Below are 25,629 nucleotides of genomic sequence, written 5' to 3' on the forward strand. Positions count from 1 at the left end.
CTTGGGCGGCCTGGCCTGACCGGCTGGTTCCCTGTCCGGCATGGGGCGGTGCGCCGGGCCGGATGGACCGATTGCCGCATGACCGGGCGTTGCGCCGGTCGGAACCGGCCTTGTTCACCGAATCTTCATCTGCGATGATTCCCAATCGAAAACAGGCAAAAATCCCGAGGTAGACCATGACCGGCGCCCTTCCGCTGTTGCGCGACGTTTTCGGCTTCGATGCGTTCCGCCCCGGCCAGGAAGAGATCGTGACCGCCGTGGCCACCGGCGAGAACGTCCTGGCCATCATGCCGACCGGCGGGGGCAAGTCGCTGTGTTACCAGCTGCCCGCCCTGCTGCGCGACGGCGTGACGCTAGTCGTCTCCCCGCTGATCGCGCTGATGCGCGACCAGGTCCGCGCCCTGCAGGAGGCCGGCATCGCCGCCGGGGCGCTGACCTCGGGCAATACCGAAGAAGAGACGGCCGCCGTGCACCAGGCCCTGCAGGACGGCACGCTGAAACTGCTCTACATGGCGCCCGAGCGGCTGGCCTCGTCGGGCACGGTGGCCTCGCTGCGCCGGGCCGGGGTGTCGATGATTGCCGTCGACGAGGCCCATTGCGTCAGCCAGTGGGGCCATGATTTCCGGCCCGATTACCTGCGCATCGGCGCCCTGCGCCAGGCGCTGGACGTGCCGGTTTCGGCCTTCACGGCCACGGCCGATGCTGAAACCCGGGCCGAGATCGTCGAAAAGCTGTTTGCCGGGGGGGACGCGCCGCGCCAGTTCCTGCGCGGGTTCGACCGGCCCAACATCCACCTGGCCTTTACCGTCAAGGACCGGCCGCGCCAGCAGATCCTGGATTTCGCCGAGGCCCGGCGCGGGCAATGCGGCATCGTCTATTGCGCCACGCGGGCCAAGACCGAAGACCTGGCCCGGGCGCTGGATGCCCAGGGCCACCTGGCCGTGGCCTATCACGGGGGCATGGATCCGGCCGACCGGCGGGCCGTCGAAGAGCGGTTCGCCCGCGAGGACGGGCTGATCGTCGTGGCCACGGTGGCCTTTGGCATGGGTGTCGACAAGCCCGACATCCGCTGGGTGGCCCATGCCGACCTGCCGAAATCCATCGAAGGTTATTACCAGGAGATCGGCCGGGCCGGGCGCGACGGCGGGCCGGCCGAGACGATGACTCTCTTCGGCCCCGAGGACATCCGCCTGCGCCGGGCCCAGATCGATGAAGGCCAGGCCCCGCCCGAACGGCGGGCGGCGGATCACGGGCGGCTGAACGCCCTGCTGGGCCTGGCCGAGGCCATGGAATGCCGGCGCAGCACGTTGCTGGGCTATTTCGGCGAGACCGGGGTGACCTGTGGTCAATGCGACCTGTGCGACCGCCCGGCCGAGACCTTCGACGGCACCACGCCGGTGCGCATGGCCCTGTCGGCGATCCTGCGCACGGGTGAATATTTCGGCACCGGCCACTTGGTCGACATCCTGCTGGGCCAGATGACCGACAAGGTGCGCGACCGGGGCCATGACGGGCTGCCGACCTTCGGGGTGGGCAAGGCCTATGACAAGCGGCAATGGCAGGCGATCTTCCGGCAGATGATGGGTCGCGACCTGGTGCGGCCGGACCCGGAGCGCCACGGGGCCCTGCGGATGACAGATACCGCGCGACCCATCCTACGCGGCGAGCAAGAGATCCTGTTGCGGGCCGACAGCGTCAAGAAGGCCGTGTCGACCCCGGCGGTGCGGGCCATGGTCTCGGACGAGGATGCGCCGCTGTTCTCGGCGCTGAAGGCCAAGCGCCGGGCGCTGGCCGAGGCGGCCCAGGTGCCGGCCTATATCATCTTCAACGACCGCACGCTGATCGAGATGGCCGAGGCCCGGCCCGAAACGCTGGACCAGATGGCCCGGATCGGCGGGGTGGGGGCCAAGAAGCTGGAACGCTACGGCGGCGATTTCCTCGAAGTCATCCGCGGCGCCGGTGACGGCGATGTCCACCCGGCGCGGCGCAAGCTGGCGGCGAGTGGCGCGGGCGACGTGTTCGACCGGTTGCAGGAGGCCCAGACCGGTCTGTTGCGCGGGCCCGACGGCACCGACAAGCCGCTGTCCTGTTCGGCCGGCGAGCTGGCCCGGGTGGCCGAGCTGCGCGGTGGCGACGCGGCCAAGCTGGAACGGCTGCTGGGCGCGCGCAAGGCCGAACGCTTCGGGGCGGCTTTCCTCGACGTGTTGCGTGACGCGGTCTGACAAACGCCCTATCTTGCGGGGCGCGGCAAAGATGGAGTTGACGGGATGCTCGTGGTGATTTCGCCGGCCAAGCGGCTGGACTGGACGGAACAGGCGGTCGGGACGACCCGCCCGGAATTCGAGGCCGATGCCCAGCGGCTGGCCCGGACGATGCGGAACCTGACGCTGAAGGACCTCAAGGGGCTGATGGGCCTGTCCGACGACCTGGCCCGGCTGAACCGCGACCGGTTCCGGGCCTTTGCCGATGCGCCCGCGGCCGAAGACCTGCGCCCGGCGGTGCTGTGTTTTGCCGGAGATACCTACCAGGGGCTGGATGCGGCCTCGCTTGAGGCCGAGGAGATGGGCTGGGCGCAGGAGCACCTGCGCATCCTGTCGGGGCTTTACGGCGTGCTGCGCCCGCTCGACGCGATCCAGGCCTACCGGCTGGAAATGGGCAGCCGGTTGAAAACCCGGCGGGGCAAGAACCTCTATGATTACTGGCGCGACGGGCCGGCCCGGGCGCTGAAGGCCCAGGCCGAGACGCTGGGCACCGACACGTTGGTCAATTGCGCCAGCCAGGAATATTTCGGGGCGGTCGATCCCAAGGCGCTGGGGCTGCGGATCGTCACGCCGACCTTCCTCGAAGACAAGGACGGCGAGGCCAAGATCGTGTCGTTCTTTGCCAAGCGTGCGCGGGGCAGCATGGCCCGGTTCGTCATCCAGCACCGGCTGACCGATGCCGCCGGGCTGGAGGATTTCGACTATGGCGGCTATCGCTATGATGCCGAGCGGTCGGAGGCCGACAAGCCGGTCTTCGTGCGCCCCTACGAGGCTGCGGGCCTGGCGGCCTGACCGCGCAACGCGAACGCCGGGCCTGATCGCCGAAATTGATCACGGTGCCCTGATTCCGGGCGCCGCGGGTCAGGCCGGTTCGGGCAGGGGCGGGCGCACGCCTTCGGGGCAATATTGGGCGATGCGGTCGTGGATCGTCTGCTTGCGCAGGGGCTTGGTCAGGTAATCGTCCAGCCCGGCCTGCAGGATGTCTTCGCGATCGCCGTCCATGGCATGGGCGGTCATGGCGATGATCGGCACGTGATCGCCGGCGCGGGCCTCGGATTCGGCCTTGCGGATGGCGCGGGCGGCTTCCTTGCCGTCCATCCCGGGCATCGAGATATCCATGAAGATCAGGTCAGGTCGGAAATCGTGAAAGGCCGCGACGGCCTCGCGCCCGTTGGCCGCAAAGCTCAGCTCGATGTCGAGATCCTTGATCATCTTGCGAAAGACCAGCTGGTTGGTCTTGTTGTCCTCGGCGGCCAGCACCCGAAGGGTGCGCGGGCCATCGGGCTCGGGCGGTTGGTCGGGCGTGTCGGGTGATTGCGCCGCTTCGGGCGGGCCGGGCGGATCGGCCGGGGCTGCGGCGGTTGAGGACGGCGCGGTGGCGGCCGGGGGAGCTGCGGCGGCCGGCGGCGCCGGATCGGGCAGGTCTGCGAGCGCGGCGAAAAGCTCGGCCCGGGACAGCGGCTTTTGCAGGACGCCCGTGACCAGCCCGCGAGCCGGATCGTTCTCGGCGAAATCGGGCGTCGAGCTGAGCATCAGGATCGGCGCCTCGACGCCCTTGTCGCGCAGCGCCTCGGCCAGCTCGAACCCGTCCATCCGGGCCATGGAATGTTCGCACAGGATCAGCCCGACCGACGCGTCGGCCCGGTCCAGCGCCCGTGGGGTGCTGTCGCAGCAGATCACGTCTATCCCCAGCTGGCGCAACTGTTTTTCCAGGATCGACGCATTCACCGCATGGTGGTCGACGACCATGGCCCGGGCCAGGCCGGCGGGCAGGTGGGGCGATTGCGGCTGGCCGCATTCGGCCACCGGAATGCCCAGCTGAAAGCCGAAACAGGCGCCCTTGCCCTCGTCGCTGTCGACCCAGATCCGGCCGTTCATCATCTCGACCAGCCGGCGGGTGATGGCCAGGCCCAGCCCGGTGCCTTCGAACTGGCGGTTCTGGGCGCCTTCGACCTGGTTGAACTCGCCGAAGATCAGGTCGATCTTGTCAGCCGCGATGCCGATGCCCGTATCCTCGACCGTCACGTGGATCGAGGCCTCGTCGCCGGGCGCTTCGGGCACGCCGGTCACGCGGATCAGCACGTGGCCCTGCAGGGTGAATTTCACCGCGTTGCCGATCAGGTTGGTCAGGATCTGGCGGATGCGCCCGGGGTCGCCGACAAAGCGCGTGGGCAGGAAGATGTCGTAGTCGATCAGCATGACCAGCCCCTTGTCGCGGGCGGTCGGCTGCAACAGGGTGACAACCTCGTGGATGCAGCGTTCCAGGTCGAAGGGCTCGGGATGCAGCGTCAGCTTGTCGGCCTCGATCTTGGAATAATCCAGCACGTCGTTGATGATGACCAGCAAGGCCTCGCCCGAATTGCGGATGGTCGAGACATAGAGCCGCTGTTCCTCGGTCAGGTCGGAATCGGCCAGCAACTCGGCCATGCCGACCACGCCGTTCATCGGCGTGCGGATCTCGTGGCTCATGTTCGCCAGGAAGGCCGACTTGGCCCGGTTTGCGGTTTCGGCCCGTTCGCGTTCGGCCTTCAGCCGTTCCTCGTAGCGCACGGTTTCGGTGATGTTCAGCGCCAGCGACACGACGTCGCCGCCATGGCCGCGCTGGTCGACCAGGCGCAGGTATTCGTCGTTCCACAGGCGGATGTTGATCGGCTCGGGCGTGGGCTTGTGCCAGCGGTCGGCCATCATCTGGCGCCAGTCGGCGGGATGCAGGTCGCCGGTGTCGACGATGCCTTCCTCGGTCATGACCTGCAGGATGCGCGTATAGGCCACGCCGGGCGCGATTTCATCCATGCCGTCGAACAGGGCCAGGTAGGCCGAATTGGCCCCGATCATGATGTTGTCGGCATCGAAGAAGGCAAAGCCGTCGCGGATCGACTGGATCGAATGCCACAGCCGCCGCTCGGCCAGCTCGATCTTCTGGTTGGCGGCCGACAGGTCCGAACGGAAGCGCGCGTTCTCGTCGCGCACGGTGGTCATCTCGGCCTCGGTGCGGCCGATCTTGCGGGTCAGGGCCAGGGCATGGCGGCCAAGCTTGCGGTTGGCGGCCGACAATTCGGCCTGTTTCAGTTCCAGCAGCCGTTCGGCGGCCAGGCGCGCGCGCCGTTCCTCGGCGAGTTTGTTGGCAAGAGTCATGGCCGGATGCTCCCTCTGTCGGTGCGGCGCATCCTGCGAGAACACGGTGAAGAATGGCTTAAGCGCCGGGGGAATCGTTGCCAGGACGCCGGCGGCCATGCGACCTTTCGGGCATTACGGCGAAGGAGACGGTCATGGATTGGGCAAAGGCGTTCGCGAAGGGCATCGTTCGGGGCGCGTTTGGCGCCTTGCTGGCCGGATCGGGGCTGATCGCCGGGGGCGGACCGGCGCGGGCCCAGGCCGTGCCCGAATCGCGCTTTGTCGTGTCACGCGATGTGGATTTCTATGGCTCCGACCTGCAGCCGCTCTTTGACACCGATCTCGACAGCTGCCTGCGCCAATGCGCGGCCGACACGGCCTGCGCGGCCTTTACCTTCAACAGCCGGGCCGGGGCCTGTTTCCCCAAGCGCAGCATTTCCGACCGCCAGCCCTATGACGGGGCGGTGTCGGCCGCGCGGGTGGCCACCGATCCGGCGGTGCTGGGCCGGGCCGGCGACCGGGCGGCGCAGCTGGATTTCCTGGGCGACGAGACGCTGGGCCGGGCAGCGGCCGAGGCCCGCGACCTGGGCCTGCGCCATCCGGCGGGCCAGGCCGGGCTGGACGAGCTGTTGCAGGGCGCGCGGGGTGCCAGCCAGGCCGGCGACGACCAGCGCGCGGCCCGGTACATCGGCACGGCGGTGTCGGTGTCCGACCGGAGCGACCTGTGGACCGAATATGCCCGGCTGCTGCTGGCCCTGCCCGGCGATGGCGGTGACCAGCGGCGCAATGGCGAACGGGCGGTGCTGGCCGCGACCAATGGCTATCTGCGGGCCGACGGCGCCGGCCAGCAGGCCGCGGCGCTGATGGCCCTGGCCCCGGCGCTGGAACGGGTCGGGCGCGGGCGCGACATGATCCCGGCTCTTCGGCTGGCCCGGGCGGCCCAGCCCCGGGATGATATCGATGCGGCGCTGCAGGATGCGATCGGCAAGTATGGTTTCCGCGTGGCCGACACGCGGGTCGACAGCGATGCCGCCGCGCCACGGATCTGTGTCGAATTCACCGAAGACCTGGTGCGGGCGGGCCAGGATTACGCGCCGTTCGTCGGCGGGATCGATGACCGGCTGGCCGTGGGCGTCGACGGCCGGGCGCTGTGCCTCGACGGGGTGGAACACGGCGAACGCTATCGGTTCACCCTGCGCGAAGGTCTGCCGGCGGCCAGTGGCGAGCAGCTGTGGAAGGATGTCGAGATCACGCTCTATGTCCGCGACCGCGCGCCGATGGTGCGCTTTCCGGGCCGGTCCTACGTGTTGCCCCGGGCGGCCGGGGCCAACCTGCCGGTCGAGACGGTCAACCTGGAGGCGCTGGAGCTGGTGCTGCGCCGGGTCTCCGACCGCAACCTGGTGCGCGCGATGCAGGAGGATGTCTTTGGCCGGCCGCTGTCCTATTGGCAGGACCAGCAGTTCGAAAGCGAGATGGCCGAAGAGGTCTGGACGGGCACGGCCGAGGTCGAGAGCCAGCTGAACCGCGACATGACCACGCGCCTGCCCATGGGCGCGGCCATCGCCGACCAGCCGCCGGGCATCTATGCCCTGACCGCGCGCATTCCGGGGGCCGATCCCTATGACCAGCCCGGGGCGACGCAATGGTTCGTGCTGACCGACCTGGGTCTATCGACCCTGTCGGGCAGTGACGGGCTGCATGTGGATACGCGCAGCCTAGCCGGCACCGGGCCGGTGGCCGGGGTCAGCGTGCAGCTGGTGTCGCGGGCCAATGCCGTGCTGGCCACGGCCGAAAGCGATGCAACGGGCCGGGTGGTCTTTGGCCCGGGGCTGAGCCGGGGCACGGGGGCCGCCGCGCCGGCGATGATCGTGGCGCGGACCGGGGATGACATGGCCTTCCTGTCGCTGACCGACCCGGCCTTCGACCTGTCGGACCGGGGTGTCGAAGGCCGCCCGGCGCCCGGGCCGGTCGATGTCTTCCTGACCACCGATCGCGGGGCCTATCGCGCCGGCGAGACCATCCATGCCACGGCCCTGGCGCGCGATGGCGCGGCGCGGGCGGTGGGGGGGCTGCCGCTGGTGGCCATCCTGAAGCGGCCTGATGGGGTAGAACACCTGCGCCGGGTGTCGGCCGGCGGTGTGGCGGGGGGCCATGTCTTTGCCATCGAACTGGGTGACACGGTGCCCCGCGGGGCCTGGACGCTGGACCTGCATGTCGATGCCGATGCGCCGCCGCTGGCCTCGGCCGCGCTGCTGGTCGAGGATTTCCTGCCAGAGCGGATCGATTTCGACATGGCCCTGCCCGATCTGCCCCTGCGCCCGGGTGATACGCCCGAGCTGACCCTGCAGGCGCGGTATCTCTTTGGCGCGCCGGGGGCTGACCTGGCCGTCGAAGGCTCGGTCCAGCTGGTTGCAGCCGAAGAGGTGGCAGGCTGGGAGGGCTATCGCTTTGGCCGCCATGACACGGCACCGTCGCCGGTGCGCAGCTATTTCGGTGGGGCAAGGACCGATGCGGCCGGCACGGCGCGGATCGATGTCGAGATCCCCGCGGCCCCGGCGGCCGACCGGCCGTTGCAGGCCCGGGTGGTCGCCCGTGTGGCCGATGGCGCGGCGCGGCCGGTCGAGCGCAGGATCAGCGCGCCGGTCCTGCCCGACGGGCCGGTGATCGGCATCCGTCCGCGCTTTGACGGGGTGGTGGCCGAAGGCGGCGAGGCCGGGTTCGACATCATCGCCCTGTCGCCGGCGCTGGAACCTGTCGAGATGCAGGTGCAATGGACGCTGAACCGGGTCGAGACGCGGTATCAATGGTACCAGCTTTACGGCAACTGGAACTGGGAGCCGGTGGAACGCCGGGTGCGCGTGGCCGGGGGGGTGACCTCGCCGAGCCGGCTGGCCGGCTCCGTCTCGGCGCCGGTGGATTGGGGACGCTATGAGCTGGTCGTCGAGCGGCTGGACGGGCCCTGGGCGGCGGCCTCGGTGCAATTCGATGCCGGTTGGTATGCCCCGGCCGATGGCGGGGCCACGCCCGACCGGCTGGAGATGTCGCTGGATGCCGACAGCTACGTGCCGGGCGATACGGCGGTCCTGCGGCTGGTCGCCCGCCAGGCCGGCACGGCGCTGGTTTCGGTGTTGTCGGACGGGGTGATCGCGCGGCAGGCCGTCGAGGTGCCCGAGGGCGCATCGGCCGTCCCGCTGGAGGTGACCGAGGCCTGGGGCACCGGGGCCTATGTCACGGCCAGCCTGTTGCGGCCGATGGATGTGGACGGGGCGATGGGGCCGGCCCGGGCCCTGGGCGTGGCCCATGCGGCAATCGCTCCGGGTGACCGGGCGCTGGCCGTGCGCCTCGACGTGCCCGAAACGGCCCGGCCGCGCGGGCCGGTGTCGGTGGGCATTGCCGTGGATGGCGTGGCCCCGGGCGAGACGGCCCATGTCACGCTGGCGGCGGTGGACGTGGGTATCCTGAACCTGACCGGTTTCACGCCGCCCGATCCGCAGGCCCATTACTTTGGCCAGCGGCGGCTGGGCGTCGAGATGCGCGATGTCTATGGCCGGCTGATCGACGGCATGACCGGGGCGCTCGGCCGGGTGCGCTCGGGCGGTGATGCGGGCAACGGCCTGCGCCGCGAAAGCCCGCCGCCGACCCAGGAGCTGATGGCCGTCTTCCAGGGGCCTGTGACCGTCGGACCCGACGGGCGGGCCGAGATCCCGGTCGACCTGCCGGCCTTCAACGGCACCGTGCGGCTGATGGCCGTGGCCTGGTCGGACAGTGGCGTGGGACAGGCCACGGCCGACATGCTGGTGCGCGATCCGGTGGTGGCCACGCTGATCACCCCGCGGTTCCTGGCCCCGGGCGACAGCAGCCGCGTGCTGCTGGAACTGGTCCATGCCGACGGGCCGGCCGGGGATGTCGGGCTGGACCTGCAGGCGCCGGGGCTGGCGATCGGCGCGCTGCCGGCGTCGGTGAGCCTGGGCGACGGGGCGACGGAGCGGCTGGCCATGGATGTCACGGCCGGCGAGGTCGGCGATTACCCGATCACCCTGCGGGTCACTGCGCCGGATGGCCAGGTGCTGGACCAGGTCATCACCCTGCCGGTGCGCTCCAACGATCCCGAAATCGCCGTGACCCGGCGGTTCCGGCTGTCGGCGGGCCAGGAATTTACCTTTGATGACAACGTTTTGGCCGGGATGCGCCCGGGCACGGGCACGGCGCTGATCTCGGCCGGGCCGCTGGCGCGGTTCGACGTGCCGGGGCTGCTGGCCCAGCTTGAGCGCTATCCCCATGGCTGCACCGAGCAGGTCACCAGCCAGGCCCTGCCGCTGTTGTACCTGTCGTCGGTCGCCGGGGCGATGGACCTGCCCCGGGCCCGGGTCGATGCGCGGATCGATGCGGCGGTGGCCCAGGTGCTGACCCGGCAGGCGCCGGATGGCGGCTTTGGTCTCTGGGCGCCGGTGTCGGGAGAGTTCTGGCTGGATGCCTATGTCACCGATTTCCTGTCGCGCGCCCGGGCGGCGGGCCATGCCGTGCCCGACCTGGCCTTCCGCCAGGCGTTGGACAACCTGCGCAACCGGGTCAATTATGCGCCTGATTTCGATGCCGGCGGCGGAGACATCGCCTATGCGCTGATGGTCCTGGCCCGCGAGGGCGAGGCGGCGATGGCCGATCTGCGCTACTTTGCCGACGTCAAGGCCGGGGCGTTTTCCTCGGCGCTCAGCCTGGCCCAGCTGGGCGCGGCGCTGGCGTCTTATGGCGATCAGCTGCGGGCCGACGAGATGTTTGCCGCCGCCGCGGCCCGGCTGGCGCGGCCGGCCGTGGCCGAAGAGGTGTGGCGGGCCGATTTCGGCAGCGATCTGCGCGACAGCGCCGGGGTGCTGCGGTTGGCCGCGGCCAGCGGGTCGCAGGCGGTGGACCTCGTCCCGCTTGCGCAGCGGGTCTCGGAGGCGGTGGGCGTGCGGCGGTTGTCGACCCAGGAAGCGGCCTGGACGTTGCTGGCGGCCGAGGCCCTGGCCCGGGCGCCCGAGGCCGCCGGCCTGCGGATCGACGGGGTGCCGGCCGAAGGGCCTTTTGTCCGGCGGCTGGGTGATGGCGCGGGCGGGCCCTTTGTGATCACAGCCGAGGACGGACGCGATGTCGACCTGACGCTGACCACCCTGGGCGTGCCCGAAACGCCGCCCGATGCCGGCGGCGCGGGTTTTGTGATCACACGCGATTACTACGACATGCAGGGCCAGGCGCTGGACCCGGGCCAATGGCGCGTGGGCGACCGGTTTGTCACCGTCCTGCGGGTGACGGCGGCGGAACGGATCGGCGCGCGGCTGATCATCGACGATCCGCTGCCCGCCGGGATCGAGATCGACAACCCGTCGCTGCTGCGCTCGGGGGATATCGGTGCGCTGTCCTGGCTCGACCCCAGCGAGGTCGACCATGCCGAGTTCCGCAGCGACCGGTTTGTCGCGGCGGTCAACAGCTACGGCGGCGCGCCGGTCACGCTGGCCTATGTCGCCCGGGCTGTCAGCCCCGGGGTTTTCCACCACCCGGCGGCCACGGTCGAGGCGATGTACAGCCCCGACCGCCGGGCCCGCACCGCAACCGGCCGCGTGACCATCGCCGAATGAGGCGGCGGCGGGCAGGGAACGGGGCGGAGAGGGCGCCGCGGCGGCCGACGGCGCTGTTGTGGCTGGGCCTGGTCCTGGCGCTGGGGGCCGGGCTGCGCGACGGGTTCGACGATTGGGTCGATGCCACGGTGCTGCCCGACACGCTGGCCGAGATTTCGGTCGAGATGCGCGACCGCGACGGCGCCCTTTTGCGGGCCTTTCCGGTGGCCGATGGCCTGTGGCGGTTGCAGCCCGGGGCGGTCGATCCGGCCTTCGTGGACATGCTGCTGGCCTATGAGGACCGGCGGTTCGACCGGCATTCCGGGGTCGATCTGCGGGCCATGGCCCGGGCCGTGGGCCAGGCCCTGTGGTACGGCCGGGCGGTGTCGGGCGGCTCGACCCTGACGATGCAGGTGGCCCGGCTGCTGGAAGACGGCACCACCGGGCAGGTCGCCGGCAAGCTGCGCCAGATGCGCGTGGCCTGGGCGCTGGAACGGCGGCTGGGCAAGGCCCGGGTGCTTGAGCTGTACCTGACCCATGCGCCTTATGGCGGCAATCTCGAAGGCGTGCGGGCGGCGGCCCAGGCCTGGTTCGGCAAGCCTCCGGCCCGGCTGGACCCGGCCGAGGCGGCGATGCTGGTGGCCCTGCCGCAATCGCCCGTGGCCCACAGGCCCGATCGCCACCCGGTCCGCGCCCGGGCGGCCCGCGACAAGGTGTTGCGCCTGGCCGAAGCGGCCGGCCTGTTGCAGGCCGAGGATGCCGCGCGCGCGCTGGCCCGGCCGGTGCCCGGGCGGATGCTGCCCTTCCCTCTGCAGGCCGCCCACCTGGGCGATGCCCTGCGTGCGGCTGCGCCCGACCGGCTGCGGTTCGACCTGACCCTCGACCGCGACCTGCAGATCCGGCTGGAAACGCTGGCCCGCCAGGTCGCGCAGGAGGCCGGCGACAAGCTGTCGGTGGCGATCCTGGCGGCGGATCACCGAACCGGCGAGATCCTGGGCCGGGTGGGCTCGCCCGGCTATGCCGACATGGACGGGCGGCAGGGGTATGTCGACATGGTCACGGCCCTGCGCTCGCCCGGGTCGACGCTGAAACCGCTGATCTATGCGCTGGCCTTCGACCGGGGGCTGGGCCACCCCGAGACGGTGATCCGCGATGCGCCGGCGACGTTCCGGGGCTATGCGCCGCAGAATTTCGACGGCACGTTCCGGGGTGATTTGCGCATGCGCGAGGCGCTGCAGATGTCGCTGAACGTGCCGGTGGTCAAGCTGACCGAAGCGCTTGGCCCGGCCCATGTCATGGCCGCGCTGCAACGGGCCGGGGCGGATCCGGTGCTGCCCGGCGGAGCGCCGGGGCTGGCGCTGGCGCTTGGCGGGGTCGGGCTGCGGTTGCAGGACCTGGTGCAGCTGTATGCCGGGCTGGCCCGGGGCGGGGCGGCCCCGGCGCTGCATGTCGAGGGCGGGGCGGGCGCCCCGGGGCTGGCGCTGGTGTCCGAGGTCGCGGCCTGGCAGGTCGGCCATATCCTGTCCGGGCTGGCCCCGCCGCCGGGCGCGCCGGCGCATCGGCTGGCCTACAAGACGGGCACGTCCTATGGCTATCGCGATGCCTGGGCGGTGGGGTTCGACGGGCGGCACGTGGTCGGCGTCTGGGTCGGGCGGGCCGATGGCACGCCGGTGCCGGGCCTGTCGGGGGCCGCGTCGGCCGCTCCGGTGCTGTTCGCGGCCTTCGGGCGGCTGGGCCGGGCGCCGGTGCCCCTGCCGCCGCCGCCGCCGTCCACGCTGATCCTGGGCAATGCCGACCTGCCTGAACCGCTGCGCCGCTTCGGGCCTGACCGGTTGCGCGCCGAGGGTCCGGCCCCGCGGCTGGCCTTTCCGCCCGACGGGGCGATCTTTGGCGAAGGGCCGCTGGTCCTGAAACTGGACGGGGGGATCGCGCCCTTCACCCTGCTGGCCAATGGCGCGCCGGTGGTCACCGGCCTGCGCGGGCGGGTGGTCGACCTGGCCGGGCCGGGGCCGGGGTTCTCGACCCTGACGGTGATCGATGCGACCGGCCGGTCCGACCGGGTGACGATCCGGGTCAAGTGATGGCCGGCCCGGGTGTCGGCATCCGGTCGGGTCGACAGCGGCATGACACCAGGGGCCAGCGTGACGGTTTCAGGTGCCGATGGGGCTGGCCATTGGGCCATGTGGCGGCGGGCCACGGGGTATTCGGCAAGCGAAACAGCGACATGCTGGACAAGACCCCGGGCCGGGGCGCACAAAGGGGCATGACACGCAGATTGCTTTCCTTCGGCCACGGCTTTTCGGCCCGGGCCCTGGTGCCCCGGCTCGACGGGGCGTGGCAGGTCATCGGCACGACGCGCTCGGCCGACAAGGCCGCCGAGATCGCGGCCACCGGGGTAACCCCCCGGATCTGGCCGGGCGACGACATCACGCTGGACGGGGTCAGCCACCTGCTGGTGTCGATCGGCCCGCGCGAGGACGGCGACCCGGTGCTGAACGCCCTGCAGGACGAGATCACCGCCCGCGCCGGGCAGTTCGACTGGGTCGGCTACCTGTCGACGACCGGGGTCTACGGTGACCAGGACGGCGGCTGGGTGGACGAATCGGCCCCGCTGAACCCGTCGACCCGGCGCGGCCAGTGGCGCCGCGATGCCGAGGCGCGCTGGTCGGCGATCCCGGGCCTGCCGTTGCATATCTTTCGCCTGGCCGGGATCTATGGCCCCGGGCGCGGGCCCTTTGCCAAGGTGCGCCAGGGCACGGCCCGGCGGATCGTCAAGCCGGGGCAGGTGTTCTCGCGCATCCATGTCGACGACATCGCCCAGGTGCTGGCGGCCTCGATCGCCCGGCCGCGGCCCGGGGCGATCTATAACGTCTGTGACGACGATCCGGCCCCGCCGCAGGATGTCATTGCCCATGCCGCCGAACTGCTGGGCGTGCCGGTGCCGCCCGAGATCCCGATCGACGAGGCCGAGATGACGCCCATGGCCCGCAGTTTCTATGCCGAGAGCAAGCGGGTGCGAAACGACCGGATCAAGGACGAGCTGGGCGTGCGGCTGGCCTATCCCGATTATCGCACCGGTCTGGCCGCGCTGTTGCAGGCCGAGGGTTAGGCCGGGTCAGTAGACCTCTTTCAGCACGGCATCGGCCCGCTTGACCCAATCCCACAGCGGCTTGCGCTGGTGGTTCAGGCGCAGGCCCGAGCTGCGCAGCAGGGCCAGGGCCTTGAGATGGTGCGAGAAATCGCCGGGAAGGGTCTTGAGCCGGCGATGCAGCCGGCCCGTCCGTTCGACCATGCCCGCCGGATCGATCAGGCCCGACCGCAGGGCCCGGTCGATATCGGCGCGCAGGTCGCCCAGCCGGCGCACGGCGGCCGGAATGCGGCATTGGGCGGCGGCCATCTGGGCCCGTTCGAAGCGCGAGACCATGGTGGCATGCGAACACATGTGGTCCTGGCAGGTCCGGGTGAGATCCATGATCTCGTTGATGCCACCGGGCCCGTCGGCGACGAAATCGGCCATGGCATCGCGCAGGCGCTGCTGGCGGGTGGTGATGACCTGGGGCTTGAGCAGCGGGGCAAAGCCCATGTGGGCCAGGGCTTCCTGGCCGACGGCGGCCAGCCGGCAATCCTCGACATGGTCGAGGGCGAACCAGGCGGTGCGATAGGCGGCAAAGGCCGATTTGTCATCGACGCTGGCAGTGGCAAGCAAGGTGAGAAAGGCGCGTTCGGCGGCGGAATAGGCCTTGAGCGCGGCGCCCATGCCGGTGCGGCCCAAGGTATGCGGCCTGTTCTGCGCCCACCAATCGTAGGTGAGGGTCCAACCCATGACGAACTCCATGCAACAAAGACCTGTCTGCCCCGGGGGGCGGAAAATATGGGTTCAGGATGCGCCAGAACCGGCGGTCGGTCCATGAAATGGATCACACAGCCGTGAATTGTTCACCGGATCGCAATGTTTTCGGGCGATACGTCCCGCGATCTCGGCGAAGGAGGCGGGCGCCCGCCCCTGTTGATCGGCGCCGGACTGCGGTTGATCGGTGCCCGGGCTGCCCGGCCCGGCGTTGGACAGGGGCATGGCTGGCAGATGTCGTGGCACGGCCGGGGATGGCCCGGATGCCCGGGTGGCTTGGGCGATGGAACGGCCTGTGCCGGCCATCGGGTCAGGAATGGCCGAGGTACACGGTCCTATTGACGCCGGACTGCCCAGGCAGTCGGGGCGGCGGAACAGCCCGTGGCGGCCACAGGGCAAAAGCCGGCCGGTCCGGCAAGGGGTTGGCTGGTTCGGTCAGCGGCCCGATCGCGGCGGGGCAACACGGTGGGCTTGGCCTGCAGGCAGCGTCCGGGGTGCGGCAGCCGCCTGCGGGGCAGTGCGGGCGCCAGGATCGGGGCCGCCTGTCCGGTCAGGCCCGCAATTCGCCCAGGGTGGCCACACCCAGCGTGTCCAGCACCTTGGCCTCGATCTGGGCGGCGCTCATGCCGGCGATCTCGTACATGGCGGCGGGGCTGGCCTGGTCAATGAAGATGTCGGGCAGGACCATCGAGCGGTACTTCAGCCCCCGGTCAAAGACGCCCTCTTCGGCCAAAAGCTGGGCGACATGGCTGCCGAAACCGCCGATGGCGCCTTCCTCGATGGTGATCAGCGCCTCGTGGTGGGTGGCCAGTTGCAGGATCAGGTCGCGATCCAGCGGCTTGGCAAACCGTGCGTCGGCCACGGTGGGCGACAGGCCGGCGGCCTCCAGCGCCTCGGCGGCCTTGAGCGTTTCGGCCAGGCGGGTGCCGAAGGACAGCAGCGCTACGCGGCCGCCCTCGCGCAGGATGCGGCCCTTGCCCAGGGCCAGGGGCACGCCGCGTTCGGGCATGTCGACGCCAACGCCCTCGCCCCGGGGGAAACGGAAGGCAATCGGCCCCTCGTCATGGGCCGCGGCGGTGGCCACCATGTGGACCAGCTCGGCCTCGTCGGCGGCGGCCATGATCGTGAAGCCCGGCAGGTTGGCCAGGAAGGCCACGTCGAACGAGCCGGCATGGGTCGCCCCGTCGGCCCCGACCAGCCCGGCCCGGTCGATGGCGAACCGCACGGGCAGGCGCTGTATGGCCACGTCATGCACGACCTGGTCGTAGCCGCGCTGCAGAAAGGTCGAATACATCGCGCAGAAGGGTTTCATGCCGCCCGCAGCCAGCCCGGCGCAGAAGGTCACGCCATGCTGTTCGGCAATGCCCACGTCGAAGCAGCGCGAGGGATAGCGTTCGGCAAAGAGGTTCAGCCCGGTGCCGTCGGGCATGGCCGCGGTGACGGCACAGATCCGGTCGTCGGTCTCGGCCTCGCGCAGCAGGCTCCTGGCAAAGACCGAGGTATAGCTGGGCGCGTTAGACGGGGCCTTTTTCTGTTCGCCGGTGATCACGTCGAACTTGGCCGTGGCATGGCCCTTGTCGCGGGCGCCCTCGGCCGGGGCATAGCCCTTGCCCTTCTTCGTGATGACATGCAGCAGGATCGGCCCGGTGGCCCGCGACCGGATGGTGCGCAGGACGGGCAGAAGCTGGGTCATGTCGTGGCCGTCGATCGGGCCAAGATAGGAAAAGCCCAGCTCTTCGAACATGGTGCCGCCGACGGCCATGCCCTTGAGCATTTCCTTGGCGCGCTTGGCGCCTTCGCGGAACGGCCCGGGCAGCATCGACACGGCGGCCTTGGCCGCGGTCTTGAGATCCTGGAACGGGGCCTCGGCATAGAGCCGCGACAGGTAGGTCGACAGCGCGCCGGTGGGCGGGGCGATCGACATGTCGTTGTCGTTGAGGATGACGACCAGGCGCTTGCCCAGGTGGCCGGCGTTGTTCATGGCCTCGAAGGCCATGCCCGCGCTCATCGAACCGTCGCCGATGACGGCAATGGCGTCGCCGATGCCCTCGGGGGTCTGGCCGCCCAGGTCGCGGGCCACGGCAAAGCCCAGGGCGGCCGAGATCGAGGTCGAGGAATGGGCCGCGCCGAACGGGTCGAAGGGGCTTTCCGAGCGCTTGGTGAAGCCCGACAGCCCGTCCTGCTGGCGCAGGGTGCGGATGCGGTCGCGCCGGCCGGTCAGGATCTTGTGGGGGTAGGATTGGTGGCTGACGTCCCAGATCAGCCGGTCGCGCGGCGTGTCGAAGACCGCGTGCAGGGCGACGGTCAGTTCGACCACGCCCAGCCCGGCGCCCAGGTGGCCGCCGGTCTCGGACACGGCCGAGATCGTCTCGGCGCGCAGCTCGTGGGCGATCTGGGTCAGCTCGGCATCGGAGAACCGCTTGAGATCGGCGGGAAGATGGACCTGGTCCAGCAGCGGGGTCTTGGGTCGGTCGGTCATCGGCGGCGCCTCCCTTCGGCGCGGGATTCAGCTTTCGCGGGCAATAACGAAGCGGGCGGCCTGTCGCAAGCAATCGGCACCGGCCCCGTAGGAGGACAGCGCGTCGCAGGCCCGGTCGATCAGCTCTTCCGCCCGGGTACGGGCGGCCTCGCGGCCCAGGAGCGACACGAAGGTGGCCTTGCCGGCCTCGGCATCCTTGCGCAGGCGCTTGCCGGTCTTGGCCGCGTCGCCCTCGACATCAAGGATATCGTCATGGATCTGAAAGGCCAGCCCCAGCGCATCGGCATAGGCGCGCAGCGGTGCGGGATCGGCCCCGGCCAGGCGCGGGCCGGCCATGGCGGCCCAGCCGAACAGCGCGCCGGTCTTGCCGGCCTGCAAGGCGCTGATCTGCTCCAGGTTCAGCGGGGTCTCGGCGGTTTCGGCGGCAATATCAAGCGCCTGGCCCAGGACCATGCCCCGGGCTCCGGCCGCGCGGGCCAGGGTCAGCGACAGCTCGGCCCGGATGTCGGCCGGGCCGGCATCGGCATGGCCGGCCAGTTCAAAGGCCAGGGCCTGCAGCGCGTCGCCGGCCAGGATGGCCGTGGCCTCGTCCCATTTGACGTGCACGGTGGGCTGGCCCCGGCGCAGGTCGTCGTCATCCATCGCGGGCAGGTCGTCATGGACCAGCGAATAGGCATGCATGGCCTCGATCGCCGCAGCCGGCCAGATCGCCCGGTCGGGCGCGACATCATGCAGCCGGGCGCCTTCGAGCACCAGGAAACCGCGCAGGGCCTTGCCGCCCCGGGTGGCCCAGTGCATGGCCCGGGTGACGGGCAGGTCATCCAGCCCGGACAGAACGTCATCCAGATGCGCCGCGATGGCGCGGGCATCGGCCTGCAGCCGCTCGGTAAACATGCCCTACTGGCCGTCGACCGGTTTCAGCCCCACGGGCGTGCCATCGGCGTCGGTGGTGATTGCGGCGACTTTTTCCTCGGCGCTCTTCAGCAGGGTCTCGCAGCGTTTCTTCAGATGCGCGCCGCGCTCGTAAAGCGCGATCGAGGCTTCCAGGGCCACGTCGCCGCGTTCCAGCTGCTGGACCACGCCGTCCAGTTCCTTCATCGCTTCCTCGAAGCTCATCTCGTCGACGGGTGTGTCGGTCATCCTGCGGCCTTCATCAGTTCTTCCACATGCGCCTTTGCCGAGGCGGCCAGGGCCTGCAGGTCGTAGCCGCCTTCAAGGCACGACACAATGCGTCCGCCGCAGGTCTCGGCGGCAATCGCGCAAAGTTGGGCCGTGAGCCAGCGGAAATCCTCTTCGTCCCAGTCGAGATTGGCCAGCGGATCGGCGGCATGGGCGTCGAAGCCGGCCGAGACCAGGATCAGCTCGGGGCGGAAGGACCGCAGGCGGGGGAAGGCCTGGCCGGTATAGGCCGCACGCATGTCGGCCCCGTTCGAGCCCGGGGCAAGGGGCAGGTTCAGCACGTTGCCATGGGCCCCGGTTTCGGCCGGCGTCCCGGTTCCGGGAAAGAGCGGCATCTGCTGGGATGTGATCACAAGCGCGCGATGCTCGTCCCACAGCAGGTCCTGGGTGCCGTTGCCATGGTGGACATCGAAATCGACAATGGCCACGCGGGACAGCCCATGGTGATCCAACGCATGCTTTGCGGCGATGGCGACCGACCCGAAGATGCAAAAGCCCATGGCCGTAGCGGTTTCGGCATGGTGACCGGGCGGGCGCACGGCGGCAAAGGCATTGGGTGCCTCGCCGCCCAGCACCATGTCGACGCCCCGGATCGCCGCGCCGACACAGCGATAGGCGGCGTTCAGCGAACCCGGCGACAGGTAGGTGTCGCCATCGACCTGGGTGATGCCCTCGGCGGGCAGGGCGGATTTCATCCCGGCGACATAAGACGCCGGGTGACAGCGCAGGATGTCGTCATCGGCCGCCAGCGGCGCGGTGACGCGGGCCAGGTCCAGCGGTTCGAGCGCATGCAGCACATGTTCCAGCCGGGCCACCCGTTCTGGATGGCCGTCGGGCGTGACATGGGTCAGGCAATCGGCATGGGTGATCAGGGCGGTTGTCATGCCCCCACGCTAGCAACCCGTTTGCCGTCGCACAACATGCGCGCGGCCGGGCCCGGGGCGCAGCGCCCTGTCTTCTTCTTGGCTGAAGTACCCTATACCGGCCTCTCCGCCCGTGATGGCGGTTGAGTAGAGGTACTTGGGCCAAGAAGAAGCAGCAGGTCCGGGCCCTTGCCCGGCGGCTGGCCCGGCGGCACCGGGGTCAGTCCGGATTGGTCAGGCGTGGGCCGGCATTCAATCGGGGGCCAGCATGTAGCCCGCACCGCGCACGGTCTGCAGGTAGCGCGGCTGTTTCGGATCGCTTTCGATCTTGCGGCGCAGGCGGGTGATCTGCACATCCACCGCGCGTTCCTGGGCCTGGCCCCGGTCGCGGCCCAGGTCCTCGACCAGGCGCGTGCGGCTGACCGGCTCGCCCGGGCAGGACGAGAAGATGCGCATCAGCTGGCTTTCGGTGGCCGTCAGGCGCACCGGCTGGTCGCCCTGCCACATCTCGCCCTTCTCGATGTCATAGCGGATCGGGCCCAGGTGCAGGATCTTGGGCGTGGCCACCTCGGTCGGGGCCTCGGGCATGCGCCGCAGGATGGCATTGATCCGCAGCAGCAGTTCCTTGGGCTCGAAGGGCTTGGACAGGTAATCGTCGGCCCCCGCTTCCAGCCCCTGGATCCGGTGTTCGGTATCGCCCTTGGCCGTCAGCAGCAGGATCGGCGTGTTCGAGGTCTGGCGCAGGGCGGCCGTCAGGGTGATGCCGTCTTCGCCCGGCATCATGACGTCCATCACGATCAGGTCGAAATCCAGCCCCGACAGCACCCGCCGGGCGTGCGCCGCATCGCGGGCCGCCGTGACCAGGAAACCGTGTCGCATCAGGAACTTCTTCAGAAGTTCCCGGATCCGCTCGTCATCGTCGACGATCAGCAGATGGGCGTCGAGTTCGCTCATGTCACCTCAGCCGGACTTGTCCTTCAGACGTTTATAGGCGCGGCGCATATCCACGTCCATCATCGCTTCCAGCACCTTGCGGAAGCCGGCCACCGCCTCGGGTCCGGCATCCTTGTAGGCCGCCCGCATCCGCGCCCGCTGGGCATCGGACAGCTGCTGTTCCAGGGCCGATCCGGCCGCCGTCAGGAACAGGTGGCGTTCGCGCTTGTCGTGGGCGCCGACCCGGCTTTCGACCAGCCCGTCGTCGATCAGCGTGCGCAGCACCCGGTTGAGCGACTGCTTGGTCACGCCCAGGATGCGCAGCAGGTTGTTGACCGTCGTGCCCGGCGCGCGATTGATGAAATGGATCGCCCGGTGGTGGGCCCGGCCATAGCCCTGTTCGGCCAGGATCCGGTCGGGATCGGCGGTGAACCCGCGGTAGGCGAAGAACATCGCTTCGATACCCTGCCGCAATTGTTCGTCGGTCAGGAACAGCAGGGTTTCCCCGCTGACCCCCTGAGGCATGCGTCCATCGGCCATGACATCCCCTCTTCGCCTGTCTTTTGAGCTTTATATGTCAGCCTTGTTGACATTCCAAGAGTGAAGCGGTAACGAATCGCGTCCTTGGCGCAACATTATGTCCGATGCGGCCTCAAGGTTTGAAATTTTCGTAAAAGCATGAGGGGAGTGAATCTCATGGCAGGATATGACGATCGCGACGGCCTGATCTGGATGGACGGCAAACTGGTGAACTGGCGGGACGCGAATGTACACATTCTGACCCATGCGCTTCACTACGCCTCGTCGGTCTTTGAAGGCGAACGCTGCTACAGCGGCAAGATCTTCAAGGGGCGGGCGCATTCCGAGCGCCTGCGCAACTCGGCGCAATTGCTGGATTTCGAGATCCCCTACACGGTCGATGAAATCGAGGCGGCCAAATATGCCATGCTCGAGGCCAACGGCTGGAGCGATGCCTATGTGCGGGCCGTGGCCTGGCGCGGCGCGGGCGAGGACATGGGGGTGTCGGCCGCCCGCAACCCCGTGCGACTGGCCATCGCCGGCTGGGAATGGGGCAATTACTATGGCGATGCCAAGTTCAAGGGCGCCAAGCTGGACATTTCCAAGTGGAAACGGCCGTCGCCCGAGACGATTCCGGTCCATGCCAAGGCCGCCGGCCTCTACATGATCTGCACGATGTCCAAGCACGCGGCCGAGGCCAAGGGCTGTTCGGATGCGCTGTTCATGGATTACCGGGGCTACGTGGCCGAGGCGACGGGGGCCAACATCTTCTTCGTCAAGGATGGCGAGGTGCATACGCCCGACGCCGATTGCTTCCTCAATGGCATCACCCGGCAGACCGTCATCGGCATGCTGAAGGACAAGCAGATCAAGGTGCACGAGCGCCGGATCGAGCCGGGCGAGATGGAAAGCTTCGAGCAATGCTGGCTGACCGGCACCGCGGCCGAAGTCACGCCGGTGGGCCAGATCGGCGATTACAATTTCGAGGTCGGCGCGCTGACCCGCGACATCTCGGACAGCTATGAAAAGCTGGTGCGGGCCTGAGGGGCTGCGTAGGGCGGGCCTTGGCCCGCCGCCGGTTCAGGGAAGGGCGCAGGGATCACCTGCGCCCTTTCGCGTTTCAGGCCACAGTGGTGGTCACGTCGATATTGCCCTTCACGGCGTTGGAATAGGGGCAGATCTTGTGGCCGGCCTCGGCGATCTTCTCGGCTTCGGCCTTGTCCAGCCCGGGCATCGTGACCTTCAGCGCGACGGTCAGGCCAAAGCCGCCATCGGGGCGCGGGCCGATGCCCACGGTGGCGTCGACGCTTGTGTCGGCCGGCACCTTGGCCAGGCTGTCGTCCTGGGTCGTCGCGAATTTCATGGCGCCGATGTAGCAGGCCGCGTAGCCGGCGGCGAAGAGCTGCTCGGGGTTGTTGCCCTTGCCGTCGCCGCCCATTTCCGTCGGCGGGGCCAGCTTGACCTCGAAATCGCCGGTGGCGGTGCGGGCGGTGCCGTCGCGGCCGCCGGTGGCCGTTGCGGTGGTGGTGTAGACCGGATCGATGGACATGGGGTGTCTCCCTTTATGAATGTCGTGCACGATTAGATCGTGCACGACTAATCTGGGGCCAGTCCGCTGTCGTTTCAACCGCCGGGGCGGTTGTCGGACAGATAAATCGTGCGCGACCCATCTTGCGCGCCTGTCGCTGCGCACCCTATCTTGCGCCCATGTCGCAGACACCCCAAACGCCACCCCAGCCCGCCGACGGCAGCGCGGCCACCGTGCCGGCGCCCGATCCGCGCATGACCACGCGCGACATGATCTGTTTCGCGCTCTATTCGGCCAGCCATGCGATGACGCGATTCTACCGGCCGTTGCTGGACGAGATGGGCCTGACCTATCCGCAATTCCTCGTGCTGGTCGAACTCTGGGCCGAGGACGGCCAGAGCCTGTCGCGGCTGGGCGAGGCGCTGGCGCTGGAATCCAACACGCTGACGCCGCTGATCCGGCGGATGGGTGAGGCGGGGCTGGTGACCAAGCGGCGCGACGAGCTCGACGAGCGGATGGTGCGCATTCACCTGACCGACCGGGGCCGGGCGTTGCAGGGCGAGGCCGACCGGATCACGGCCTGTGTCTTCGAGGCGACGGGGCTGGACCTGGCCGAGCTGGTCGACCTGCGCGAAAAGGTCACCCGCCTGCGCGACCGGCTGCGCGACCTGGACTGAGACCACCCGGGCCCCGGTCCCTGGCCGGGAAGGAACAGCCGTAGACTGGCCCCCTGGGCCGATTTCGGGACCGGCACTGGCCCCTGAACCGGCATTGACCCCGGCCAGGATGGGTTGCCAACCCATCCTACGACGTCCCGTCCGACGACACCGGCACCGAAACCGGCCCGGCGCCGAGCCAGCCGTGCACGAAGGCCAGCTTGTCGCGCACGCCGTCGGTCAGCACGAAGGGATAGATGTCACCCAGCCCGATCGACCGGTTGATGTGGTTGACGCCCATGGCGTAATCGGCGCCCAGGGTGATGACCTTCTGGCCGTCCAGCTCGGCATAGGCGTCGTATCCCGCCGGCGCCTCGGCCGAAATCCAACCGGCGGCCACGGCGCAATCGATGATGTCGACCAGGTGCAGCAGGTGGGCCAGGGTCTCGGCCCAGTCCTCGTGCGGATGGGCGCTGGCATAGGGCGTGACATGGGCCGCGCCCCAGCCTTCGGGCGGGCCTGCGTCGTAATGGCGGGCCAGGGCGGCGGCGTAATCGGCGGTTTCGTCGCCCATCAGGGCGCGGAAGGCCGGCAGGAAGTCGGGCGCATCGCACAGGCGCAGGAAGAGGAAATGCGCGATCTCGTGGCGGATGTGGCCGATCATCGTGCGCAGCTTCTCGCCCAGCTCTTCGCGCCGTTCCATCCGTTCCAGCACGTCGGCTTCGGTGACGTTAATCGTGATCTCGCCGTCGCCATGGGCCATGACCACGTCGCGCGGCCCGTCGGACGTGACCTCGGACAGCATGCGGAACACGGGCAGCCGGCCGGTGTCGGCCGGGGTGAACCAGCCCCAGCGGCCCAGCTGGGCCAGCACCCGGCGCTTGGCGGTTTCCGATTTGGCCCAGTGCAGGCGGTTTTCGCCTTCCATCGTTTCGGGGATCACCCGGGTCATGGCGCAGGACCAGCAGAGCCCGCTGTCACCGGCCACCCAGTTGCAGCCGATCGCCGGGCGGTTGGTGCAATCGGCGCCCGCGGCGACAAAATCGCCGACGGCGATGTCGAAATGCAGGGGCTGGCCGCAGGCCAGGCAATCGGTGTTGGAAAAGTTCACTTCGCCCCCGCAGGAGGGGCAGGAGAAGATGCGCATCGGGGTCCGGACCTCATGAACCAGCGGGTCAATCAACGCATGATACACGCCGGGGTTCCCGGCGGGTGGGTTTTCGGGCGTGGGAATGCCGGGGCAGTGACGGGAGGGGGCGGTGTGGCGTGGTGGCGTCCGCGGGCTGGATGCTGGGGCGCAGGCGGGAGCGGCGGCATGGGCAGGGCGGCACGCCTGGGCAGGGCGTATCGGTGCCTGGTCGGGCTTGCCGATGCCGAGACGCGTGCAGAGCGGCCTGGACGGGTGCAGCGGAGCGGTGTCGATCGCAAGGTGTCGCGACAATTGCCGGCTGCCGCGACTGGATCGCGATGTCGGGCAGGGCACAGCGGTGCCGGGCCGTGCGCAGCGGTGTTGCGGCGGGCGAGGCGTGCGGCGGGGGATGGTCCGGGCACGGGCCCCCTTGCCCGGGATCGGGTGGCGGGCTACCAATCGGGGCACAGGCCCGGCCCGGGCCTCCTCCCTCCGATCCGGGGAAGCAGCCGACCTGCGGGGCAGACGCGATGACATGTCCGCCCGCCGGGCCGCCGCAGAAGGAGGGGATGCGCTGACCGCCCGTAGCAGGAGCGTCACGACATGACAGATTTTACCCTTTCGCTGCCCGTTCACCGGCTGAAACGCCTGGCTCGCGACCGGGCCCGGGCCAGCGGCCGCAAGCTGGCCCCGGTGCTCGACGAGATCGCCCGCGAGGAAGGCTTTCGGGCCTGGAGCCACCTGGCCGCCTCGCTGCCCCGGGCCGGGGCGGCCTTGTTCGACCGGCTGGTGCCCGGCGACCTGGTCTTGCTGGGCGCGCGGCCGGGGCAGGGCAAGACCCTGCTGGGCCTCGAACTGGCGGCCATCGCCGCGGCGCGGGGCCTGCGCGGCGAGGTGCTGACGCTGGAATACCATGCCGGAGAGGTGGCCGCCCGGCTGCGCGGCCTGGGCTTCGATCCGCGCGGGCTGGGGCCGGGGTTTGCGGTCGACGCTTCGGACGGGATCTGCGCCGACCATGTGCTGGCCCGGATGCAAGGCGCGCCCCGGGGCAGCGTGGCGGTGATCGACTACCTGCAATTGCTGGACCAGAAGCGCAGCCATCCGCCGCTGGACGACCAGGTGCGCCAGCTGCGGGCCGGCGCGGCGCGCGCGGGGCTGATCATCGTGGCTCTGTCGCAGATCGACCGGGCCTTCGACCTGTCGGGCCGGGCGCATCCGGGGCCGCAGGACATCCGCATGCCCAATCCGCTGGACCCGGAGCTTTTCACGCGCTGTGTCTTCATTGGCGACGGCGTGCTGCGCATGGCCGGGTGAACGAGCCGGGGTCGGATGCGCGGGACGGTGCGGGATGCGCGAGGGCTGGGCTGGATGCCGGGGGACGGATGCGCGGGGCCGGCTGAGCAGTGCGGGGCGCGGCCAAGGACCCGGGTGAGCGGACCCGGGCGGCGGGGCCGGGCAATCGTGCCGTTGGGCACAGTCGTTTACACAAGATTGACGGAACCGTTACCGGGCTGACGACCAGCCGTCATG

Annotated in this window: 18 protein-coding genes; 8 read left to right on the top strand and 10 right to left on the bottom strand. The window is 69.8% G+C overall.

The window, feature by feature from the left end:
- Positions 1 to 176 precede the first annotated feature (176 nt).
- Positions 177 to 2,222: a DNA helicase RecQ gene (recQ, locus tag ACK3BB_RS04045; RefSeq protein WP_428927450.1), complete on the top strand. Its 2,046-nt coding sequence runs from the start codon at positions 177 to 179 to the stop codon at positions 2,220 to 2,222.
- A 45-nt stretch (positions 2,223 to 2,267) separates the two neighbouring features.
- Positions 2,268 to 3,053 carry a peroxide stress protein YaaA gene (gene yaaA / locus ACK3BB_RS04050; RefSeq protein WP_428927451.1) on the top strand — a complete coding sequence of 262 codons (786 nt, stop codon included), beginning with the start codon at positions 2,268 to 2,270 and terminating at the stop codon, positions 3,051 to 3,053.
- Between the two features lie 69 nt (positions 3,054 to 3,122).
- Here the strand turns inward: yaaA and ACK3BB_RS04055 are convergent, their stop codons facing one another.
- Positions 3,123 to 5,396: a response regulator gene (locus ACK3BB_RS04055; RefSeq protein WP_428927452.1), complete on the bottom strand. Its 2,274-nt coding sequence runs from the start codon at positions 5,394 to 5,396 to the stop codon at positions 3,123 to 3,125.
- Between the two features lie 134 nt (positions 5,397 to 5,530).
- Here ACK3BB_RS04055 and ACK3BB_RS04060 point away from each other — a divergent pair, with 134 nt between their 5' ends.
- The 3 genes from ACK3BB_RS04060 to ACK3BB_RS04070 all read left to right on the top strand — a co-directional run bounded on the left by ACK3BB_RS04060 (position 5,531) and on the right by ACK3BB_RS04070 (position 14,075).
- The gene (locus ACK3BB_RS04060) at positions 5,531 to 10,987 is read left to right on the top strand and encodes an alpha-2-macroglobulin family protein (RefSeq protein WP_428927453.1); all 5,457 of its coding nucleotides are present in this window, start codon (positions 5,531 to 5,533) and stop codon (positions 10,985 to 10,987) included.
- Positions 10,984 to 13,047 (top strand): penicillin-binding protein 1C, encoded by a 2,064-nt coding sequence (gene pbpC, locus ACK3BB_RS04065; protein WP_428927454.1) that lies wholly within the window; start codon positions 10,984 to 10,986, stop codon positions 13,045 to 13,047. Before ACK3BB_RS04060 ends, pbpC begins: the two co-directional genes overlap by 4 nt.
- A 182-nt stretch (positions 13,048 to 13,229) precedes the next feature.
- Positions 13,230 to 14,075, top strand: a complete 846-nt coding sequence (locus ACK3BB_RS04070; protein WP_428927455.1) for an SDR family oxidoreductase — start codon at positions 13,230 to 13,232, stop codon at positions 14,073 to 14,075.
- A gap of 6 nt (positions 14,076 to 14,081) precedes the next feature.
- On the opposite strand, the gene ACK3BB_RS04075 is transcribed toward ACK3BB_RS04070, so the two are convergent.
- The 7 genes from ACK3BB_RS04075 to ACK3BB_RS04105 all read right to left on the bottom strand — a co-directional run bounded on the left by ACK3BB_RS04075 (position 14,082) and on the right by ACK3BB_RS04105 (position 20,807).
- Positions 14,082 to 14,789 carry a hypothetical protein gene (locus ACK3BB_RS04075; protein ID WP_428927456.1) on the bottom strand — a complete coding sequence of 236 codons (708 nt, stop codon included), beginning with the start codon at positions 14,787 to 14,789 and terminating at the stop codon, positions 14,082 to 14,084.
- A 574-nt stretch (positions 14,790 to 15,363) separates the two neighbouring features.
- The gene (gene dxs, locus ACK3BB_RS04080; RefSeq protein ID WP_428927457.1) at positions 15,364 to 17,292 is read right to left on the bottom strand and encodes a 1-deoxy-D-xylulose-5-phosphate synthase; all 1,929 of its coding nucleotides are present in this window, start codon (positions 17,290 to 17,292) and stop codon (positions 15,364 to 15,366) included.
- A gap of 27 nt (positions 17,293 to 17,319) precedes the next feature.
- Positions 17,320 to 18,186, bottom strand: coding sequence for a polyprenyl synthetase family protein (locus ACK3BB_RS04085; RefSeq protein WP_428927458.1), 867 nt, complete (start codon positions 18,184 to 18,186; stop codon positions 17,320 to 17,322).
- A gap of 3 nt (positions 18,187 to 18,189) precedes the next feature.
- The gene (locus tag ACK3BB_RS04090) at positions 18,190 to 18,432 is read right to left on the bottom strand and encodes an exodeoxyribonuclease VII small subunit (protein ID WP_428927459.1); all 243 of its coding nucleotides are present in this window, start codon (positions 18,430 to 18,432) and stop codon (positions 18,190 to 18,192) included.
- Positions 18,429 to 19,355 carry a histone deacetylase family protein gene (locus tag ACK3BB_RS04095; RefSeq protein WP_428927460.1) on the bottom strand — a complete coding sequence of 309 codons (927 nt, stop codon included), beginning with the start codon at positions 19,353 to 19,355 and terminating at the stop codon, positions 18,429 to 18,431. Before ACK3BB_RS04095 ends, ACK3BB_RS04090 begins: the two co-directional genes overlap by 4 nt.
- A 231-nt stretch (positions 19,356 to 19,586) precedes the next feature.
- Positions 19,587 to 20,288, bottom strand: a complete 702-nt coding sequence (locus ACK3BB_RS04100) for a response regulator (RefSeq protein WP_428927461.1) — start codon at positions 20,286 to 20,288, stop codon at positions 19,587 to 19,589.
- A gap of 6 nt (positions 20,289 to 20,294) precedes the next feature.
- Positions 20,295 to 20,807, bottom strand: a complete 513-nt coding sequence (locus tag ACK3BB_RS04105; RefSeq protein WP_428927462.1) for a MarR family winged helix-turn-helix transcriptional regulator — start codon at positions 20,805 to 20,807, stop codon at positions 20,295 to 20,297.
- 156 nt (positions 20,808 to 20,963) lie between these two features.
- Between ACK3BB_RS04105 and ACK3BB_RS04110 the strand changes: the two genes are divergently transcribed.
- Positions 20,964 to 21,830, top strand: coding sequence for a branched-chain amino acid aminotransferase (locus tag ACK3BB_RS04110; protein ID WP_428927463.1), 867 nt, complete (start codon positions 20,964 to 20,966; stop codon positions 21,828 to 21,830).
- A gap of 76 nt (positions 21,831 to 21,906) precedes the next feature.
- Here the strand turns inward: ACK3BB_RS04110 and ACK3BB_RS04115 are convergent, their stop codons facing one another.
- A complete protein-coding gene (locus ACK3BB_RS04115) occupies positions 21,907 to 22,335 on the bottom strand; it encodes an organic hydroperoxide resistance protein (RefSeq protein ID WP_428927464.1) in 429 nt (142 codons plus the stop codon).
- 158 nt (positions 22,336 to 22,493) lie between these two features.
- Here ACK3BB_RS04115 and ACK3BB_RS04120 point away from each other — a divergent pair, with 158 nt between their 5' ends.
- Entirely contained in the window at positions 22,494 to 22,991 is a 498-nt protein-coding gene (locus ACK3BB_RS04120; RefSeq protein WP_428927465.1) for a MarR family winged helix-turn-helix transcriptional regulator, read from the top strand.
- Positions 22,992 to 23,118: 127 nt separating this feature from the next.
- Here the strand turns inward: ACK3BB_RS04120 and ACK3BB_RS04125 are convergent, their stop codons facing one another.
- Entirely contained in the window at positions 23,119 to 24,117 is a 999-nt protein-coding gene (locus tag ACK3BB_RS04125) for a zinc-binding metallopeptidase family protein (RefSeq protein WP_428927466.1), read from the bottom strand.
- 585 nt (positions 24,118 to 24,702) lie between these two features.
- On the opposite strand from ACK3BB_RS04125, the gene ACK3BB_RS04130 reads away from it, so the two are divergent.
- A complete protein-coding gene (locus ACK3BB_RS04130) occupies positions 24,703 to 25,413 on the top strand; it encodes a DNA helicase (RefSeq protein ID WP_428927467.1) in 711 nt (236 codons plus the stop codon).
- Positions 25,414 to 25,629 lie beyond the last annotated feature (216 nt).

The sequence above is a fragment of the Marinibacterium sp. SX1 genome (assembly GCF_050389775.1).
Classification (GTDB): Bacteria; Pseudomonadota; Alphaproteobacteria; order Rhodobacterales; family Rhodobacteraceae; genus Marinibacterium.